This window comes from Streptomyces sp. NPDC057654, assembly GCF_042800135.1.
GTDB lineage: Bacteria > Actinomycetota > Actinomycetes > Streptomycetales > Streptomycetaceae > Streptomyces.
The window spans coordinates 1-6,498 of the sequence record NZ_JBHVHQ010000483.1 but is presented as its reverse complement, the minus strand read 5'-3'; the positions used below and the strand labels follow the sequence as shown (position 1 = coordinate 6,498).

The following is a 6,498-nucleotide window of genomic DNA, read 5'->3' as shown; positions in this document are numbered from 1 at the left end:
GGACGGCGAACGATCAGGAGTCGCATCCATGTGAGCACGCGGGCGATAGAGTCACGCATAGTCGTTCAGCTCCAACTAGCTGTTCGGCGTATGCCCCGGTAACCGGTCCTACGCGGTTGCCGGGGTTTCTTGTTGCCCTGACGGTAGCCAACCGGTCTATCTATGTCTACGTCGGTATGCGGACGTGCATCGACAGGTGAGGACGTGTCCGACTGTCTATCGTTGCCTCATGGCAGAACGCGAGATCGACCACGGGTCCCCCACCCCGGTCTACCGGCAGATTGCGGCCCTGATCATTGCCGACATTGAGAACGGCACTCTGGCCGTGAACCGCTCAGTGCCTTCAGAGCTGGCCCTTACGCAGCGCTTCGGGGTGGCACGGGCGACGGTCCGCAACGCTGTCCGCTTCCTGCGGGAAGAGGGCTATGCCTACACGGTTCCGCACCGTGGCACGTACGTGAAGGACCGCACATCTGGCACCGAGAGTGGCACGGATTGAGTTGAGTAAGATCAGTAGACGTGTCGCAGTGCCGCAGAGCGAGTTGAGTAAGGTCGGACGCGGGCAACTGCTTCGCTGAGGGAAGTTGAATAAGATCAGCAGAGCCCAGGTGGCAGGTCGTACCGTTCCGGGTGAGCAAAAATGTCTGCTCGTAGTGCTTCTGTTGTTGGGTCCACCACGTTGGGCGAGTGATCTCCTGGGTGATTGGCGTACAGGTAGCACGCAACGCTCTCATCATTCAACTCCGTGCACCATGGCATTCTGGCGAACCTATAGCTGTCAGAGGTCCAGAGGAACCAGAATGCGTAATCCACGGGAGATTCTGGGCACTCCCACACGAGATCGGCGTGTTCTCCCTCGTGCTCACCGAGCTCACATCGTGCGTGCTCTTCGGCGCAGAATGCTGGATGGTCCGGCGTCAGGTCGGCCGCATACATCGCCGCAAGGGTTGCGTGGATGGGCAATTGGATTAGTTCCGTGCATCGCAACATGATGATCCTTGGTCCTGATGCGGGTAAGCCCCGTTCGCGTCCTGGAGGCAACGCGAACGGGGCGGTTGTCGACGGCCGCGCCGGTTCAGATCAGGAAAGGCGGCTGACAGGGTTGTCAGGTGTGTCCAGCCAAAGTGTCTGACCGTCCGCGGTGACGGTGAGCCCGTACCGGGTGATGGCCGGCATGTTGGCTCTAGTCCACCACTCCGCAAGCTGTGTCAGCTCGTCGGCAAGGCGTCGTGTGCCCCATTGCTTGACTGTGTTGTCTGGCCATACAGCGGCCCATGCAGAGCCGTCGCGGGTGTAGGCGTAGGTCGCACGCTTGCCGAACTCCATCAAGACGTCCGGCAATAGCTGATGGAGCGCAAATGCCCCAGCCGTATCACGAATGAACGACACGTCCGGACTTCGATGGCTTATGACACCCGCCGACCACGTGTCTTTGAGTAGGTCATCCAAGCTGGGGCTTGGTGAGCCGCGCTGTCCACGAACGGTCATGTACGAAGCGGTGCCGACGATCATTCCTGATGCGGCTCCACAATCGCCCACGACCAAGCGCAGCAGGGTTGACGGGCCGTACGGAGTGAGGATCACGGACTCCGGAACGGCTTGCTCTACCCACGCGTACGGGATGTGCTGCACGGATGCAGTAGAAATGATCCGGTCGTAGGGCTCCCCTTCCGGATATCCGTTCTCGCCATCGGCGCAGACGACCACTGGGGCATATCCGGTTTGGCGCAGTGTTGCCCGCGCCTGGTCGGCTAGGTCCGGATCGATCTCCACTGTTACTACCTGATCCCCGCCAACGCACTCGGCCAACAAGGCCGCGTTGTACCCGGTACCGGTACCGATTTCCAGCACTCGTTGCCCACGCTGCAAATTGAGCAGTGCGAGCTTTTTGAAAACTACCCCCGCTGCGGATAGCGAGGACGTGAATCGTCCTTGTGCCGCTCCGGTTTGAGCGGTCTGCCCGTCGTCCATCTGAGTGATGATTGCCGTGTGCGCGCTATATACCGCACGGGTCCACATGTCTGGTGTGATTTCACGGCTCACCAGCGGAAACAGGCCAGCAGTGTTCTTTTCCGGCAGCCAGAAACGATCGGGTGCGAATGCTTCGCGAGGCACATTATCGAATGCGTCTCTCAGATGGCCCGCGCCGTCGAAATAGCCTAGGCTGGAAATCTCTTCGCCGCAGGTGCGTTTCAGATCTTGCAGTGTCACCGTTCTCACCTCCGTTCCTTGTTTTGGAGCTGGTTGGCGACGACTAGTTGGGGCGGGACTGTGGATCTCCGTCGGTGGCGTTCGGATCGTTGGGGTCGGTCACCTTGTCCCGATCCTGCTCCGCGTCATACTCGCGGTCGTCGGTTCCTTCGTTTTCTCCGTTGCCGGGGCTCACAGTGTTTCTCCTTGCAGTGGGGGGCAGGTGATCTTTTACCTCTTCTTTTGTGAGCGGCCTTGCTCACAGGGAGCCGAGAGCAGTGAACAAGGCCGCTCCGGGGACATCAGGGGCCTTCTGGTGTCCCCGTATCCACGCCCCGCTACGTGCCTCGTGAACGGGTAGGCCGAGGTTCGCAGGGGGCGCGGAGATCATGGGGGGTGATGTATCGCAAAAAGCACGATGATCGTTACGTAGATTGCGAGTAGGACGGTCCAACGGATGGTAGATCGCGAAGGAAGTTTCATTGCCACCACAGATCCCATGGAACCCAATTGCCGTTCCCGCATTGAGGGCATCGTACTCTTCCCGTGTATGCGCAGTCTGGGCAGCCGTCGCATCCGAAACACGAAGGGCACCAAATTTCGAGCCAGCCTGCACACGTTCCGCAGTAGAACAGGGGCTTTTCTTGGTCTGTCGGAGTTTCGCTTTCGGGCCGTGGTGCCATGGCCCACTTCCTGAGCTGTGGTTCATTGAGGGTGCTGGCTCTGCACCATCGGCTGTCCGGTGATGCAGAGCCGAGTAACCACCTCAGTATCCTTAACGCATGGCTTTCCACGGCTTGCGGAGGATGGTGGTCAACGGGCTAATTGTCGGAAGCGAAGCTGCATGTGTCGCACTGCGCAGACTTGCCATCCGCAACCAGCGTTCCGTTGCACCCTGGCATTGGGCACGGGCCCATGGTTTCTCTCCTTTTATAGGTGGATGGTTACGGTGGTGCCCCGCCTCGGTCGACTCCGCTTCATGGAAATGACCGCATGCGACCGAGGCGGGGCCTACTTTTCCTGAGAGACAAACGCCCTAGTCGGCGTCGGTCCCGTCGGCCTGGTCGTCGTCGGCCTGGTCGCCGGCGGTCTCGGGGTCACTGGTGGTGTCGCTGGTGTTGTTGTCAAGCGAGTCCGCCGGGTCCGCGGGGGTGGTCCTCAGTCCGCCGATACCGTCGTGCACTTCTTCTGCCATTGCGTCCTCATCTCTTCTGTTGAGTGGTGCTTTTGTGTTCTGAGGCCCACCCAGCTCCTCCGCGCCGTCTAGGAGCAACATTCCACGGAATACGTGAGCGGGTCTCTGGAATCTCTGCCTTATAGGGGTATCTACGGCAGATCATCCGTCCGCCTCGCAGCCGGGGTTTTGGGGGTCACCGGCAGGGAGGGGAAGTCTGTGGTGTTAACTGTTGCGCTTCTTTTTCCAGGTGCGTCCACGTCGAGAGACGCCCATATTCTTGATATGCCAGTATCCGCAGAAGCAGAGAGATACCCGCTTGTGGCGATTACTCGTGTAGTAGTGGGCGCCGATCTTACGTATGGCATCTTCTTTTTTTGCGTAAGAGGGTCGTCCGCCCATGGGGCACGGAGGTAACGCCATCGCTATTCGATTCCCAGCCATAGCCGGGCCGTCTTTGTCTCGATGCCGTAATGCGCGGCAGCTTCGTCTAGGCTCGTGCCCCCGTCGTACACGCGCCTGATGCTAGCGGTTATCCTTTCCTGCTCCTCGGACGATATTATTCGACCCGGAAGCGGGCGCATGCGGTACCTAACCATTTTGCCGCCCACCTCGAAAGAACCGGTAAGCTGAGGTAGCGTGCTGCCGCTGGTAATCGTGCTGTCAGCGTTGTCACGCTCGCCACTTCCATCCCCCCTGCGCCACCTGATTTTTCCGGGTGGAGCAGTAGCCATGTCGATGTTTTGTTGTTCGGCACTCACTACGGCGCTTTTCTCCTAGCCCGCCCCTGAACAGAGGCAAGTGGGTTGAGTTGGATCAGGGTTCTTCGTTCTCAGGCAGCCAAGTACTCGTACTCGTAGCTGCCGGCATCTAACCAGGACTCCAGAAACGGAGTTGGTTGAATAGGGCGCGCACTCAATGAGTAGACGCTGTAGGCATCATGGGTGGTCATGCTGTACGGGTGTCCATCGCTTAGATGCCGCATGGCGTCTGCCTGTGCTGTCCAGTCTGCTGCCCACTCATCCAAATCCGCCGCCGGATGAGGGAAACCATCAGGGACATGCATAAATCCGGGTGGGCATCCATGCGCATACTGCTGCGTTTCGAACCTTGGCGAGAGGTGGTCAGCGAGCCATAAGGCCGTATCGCGCATCCAGCCCACCATCAGCCTCGGAGACACGGCTGTGTGCTCGTCTAGCTGATAGTCGCGCAGGGTGCCACTCACGGCACCTGTCACGATGAGGCCGCACCAATATACTGTCGGCCGTTTCGCTCCCTGGCGTTCCTGCCATCCAGCGGCCAGCAATTTTTGCTGATAGAGAGAAAGGCCAGGTCCGGCACCGCTACTCATGGGACTCTCTTGGATTGGCGCTATCGACCTTCTGCAACGTCAACAGAGGGTCCGGGCGCCCGAGTCCGGCACGATGCTCAGGACACTGGCAAGGCGGGTAGGCCATAGTGCCAGGAGCAAGATTCGCGCCGTCCGCGGGTTCGAACCCGTCCTGTCCGGGCTGCTTGAAGACCAGCAGTTTGCCGCCGTCTCCTCTGGCTGACGTCAGATGAGAGAGCTTCTTACTTGCGCTGATCCTCTTGAGATCAGCCTCAGTTCGAGGGGCTTTCCCGTACTCCGCCACGATGTACATGGCACCTCCAGGACGACCAACAACGCCTAGTCATGTCGCAGTTGGAGTTGTCTCTGACTGCGAACGCCAACAGAGTGCACCCATCACAGCCTTGTGTGCAACAGGCGCGACTGCAACGTTGGAGATTGGTAATGTCATAGTCATATGCCAGCGATGGAGGTGAGCTATGTACGGCAGACTGAGCCCTGAACGAAGCGGCTGGGGTAGGGAAGTGGCGATGCAGGCACATGCGAGGCCGACCGTGCGCAGGAAACGACTTGGCTCCGAGCTGAGGCGACTCCGTGAAGCCGCGGCAGTCAGCCTTCAGACGGCTGGCCAGCACATCGACGGCGACAAGACCAAGATGTCTCGCATCGAAAACGGTCGGCAGAACATCCGGCCGCTGGAGCTCAAGGCGCTACTGACGTACTACCAGGTCAAGGATGAAGCGCTGGTGGCCGCGCTCCTGGCCCTCCATCGGCAGAGCAAGCAGGCCGGTTGGTGGCAGCAGTACGGCGATGCTCTGAAACCGGACTTTCAGGAGCGTCTGACGCTCGAAGCTGACGCCGTGAGGTTGGGGGCGTTTCAGACCATGGTTGTACCGGGGCTGCTCCAGACCGAGGACTACGCCGAGGCCGTGATGCGTGGCGCCGGCTCGTCGGCCAGCACCGACCAGATCGCGGAGCTGGTACGCCTGCGAATGGAGCGACAGGCAGTCTTCGAACGCGCCGAGCCGCCGCAGTACATCTGCATCCTCGATGAGGCAGTGCTCCACCGCAGAGTGGGCGGGCGCAAGGTCATGATTGCGCAACTGCGGAAACTGATCGAACTCAACGAACGGCCGCTGCTGTCAATCCAGATCGTGGAGTACGAGCAAGGTAGCTACGCTGGGATTGACGGAAGCTTCACTCTCTACACGTATCCAGATCCGATGGAACTGGACATCGTCGGATTGGACTACCTGGACGGGGCTCTGTATCTGGAAGATGATGCTCCTGTAGAGAGGTACCGCACCGCGTTTGACCAGCTGCGCGCCGTCGCTCTATCGTCCCGGCAAACCATAGACCTGATCTCGCGTATAATCCGAGATCTTGAGACGCATTAAGAGGCACATCTGATGATGCACCACCTTCCGGACAACTGGCGCAAATCCTCATATAGCGGAGACACAAACGGCCAGTGCCTCGAATACCAGGTGATTGAGGCGAAGGATGTTGCGGTAAGGGACTCCAAGCGACCTGAACAGGGCGCCTTCCGCTTCTCTGCCTCTGCGTGGCAGTCCTTTGTGACCGCGGTCAGGACTGGCGGAATCTCAGCCTGACGAGCTCACGACGGCAGAGGTGAAAGTGCCCCCTTCTCCCGATGAGAGTGGGGGCACGGTTACGTCTTGGCTTCGGACGCTTCCTGATGGCCCTAGGATGCGCCCATGGCACAGAAGATCATCACTATCTACACGGACGACCTCACAGGCGAAGAGTCCTCGGAGGCCGCCACGCACGTCCTGGCGCTCGA

General features: G+C 59.7%; 7 protein-coding genes. 3 read left to right on the top strand and 4 right to left on the bottom strand.

Translation table 11 applies throughout. From position 1 onward, the window contains the following. Positions 1-229: 229 nt before the first annotated feature. Entirely contained in the window at positions 230-499 is a 270-nt protein-coding gene (locus ACFU99_RS28490; RefSeq protein ID WP_384397371.1) for a GntR family transcriptional regulator, read from the top strand. Between the two features lie 581 nt (positions 500-1,080). On the opposite strand, the gene ACFU99_RS28485 is transcribed toward ACFU99_RS28490, so the two are convergent. The 4 genes from ACFU99_RS28485 to ACFU99_RS28470 all read right to left on the bottom strand — a co-directional run bounded on the left by ACFU99_RS28485 (position 1,081) and on the right by ACFU99_RS28470 (position 4,715). After that, complete coding sequence (locus ACFU99_RS28485; RefSeq protein ID WP_384397367.1) at positions 1,081-2,211, bottom strand: methyltransferase domain-containing protein; 1,131 nt, start codon at positions 2,209-2,211, stop codon at positions 1,081-1,083. A 43-nt stretch (positions 2,212-2,254) separates the two neighbouring features. Then, positions 2,255-2,386, bottom strand: a complete 132-nt coding sequence (locus ACFU99_RS28480) for a hypothetical protein (protein WP_384397365.1) — start codon at positions 2,384-2,386, stop codon at positions 2,255-2,257. A gap of 840 nt (positions 2,387-3,226) precedes the next feature. Beyond that, complete coding sequence (locus ACFU99_RS28475) at positions 3,227-3,385, bottom strand: hypothetical protein (RefSeq protein WP_384397362.1); 159 nt, start codon at positions 3,383-3,385, stop codon at positions 3,227-3,229. Positions 3,386-4,196: 811 nt separating this feature from the next. After that, positions 4,197-4,715 carry a hypothetical protein gene (locus ACFU99_RS28470; protein WP_384397359.1) on the bottom strand — a complete coding sequence of 173 codons (519 nt, stop codon included), beginning with the start codon at positions 4,713-4,715 and terminating at the stop codon, positions 4,197-4,199. 458 nt (positions 4,716-5,173) lie between these two features. Here ACFU99_RS28470 and ACFU99_RS28465 point away from each other — a divergent pair, with 458 nt between their 5' ends. Together ACFU99_RS28465 and ACFU99_RS28460 are read left to right on the top strand one after the other, a co-directional pair. Further along, on the top strand, positions 5,174-6,091 hold the full coding sequence (locus ACFU99_RS28465; RefSeq protein WP_384397356.1) for a helix-turn-helix domain-containing protein: 918 nt from the start codon (positions 5,174-5,176) through the stop codon (positions 6,089-6,091). A 12-nt stretch (positions 6,092-6,103) separates the two neighbouring features. Further along, positions 6,104-6,307, top strand: a complete 204-nt coding sequence (locus ACFU99_RS28460) for a DUF397 domain-containing protein (protein ID WP_384397353.1) — start codon at positions 6,104-6,106, stop codon at positions 6,305-6,307. The last annotated feature ends 191 nt before the right edge of the window (positions 6,308-6,498 follow it).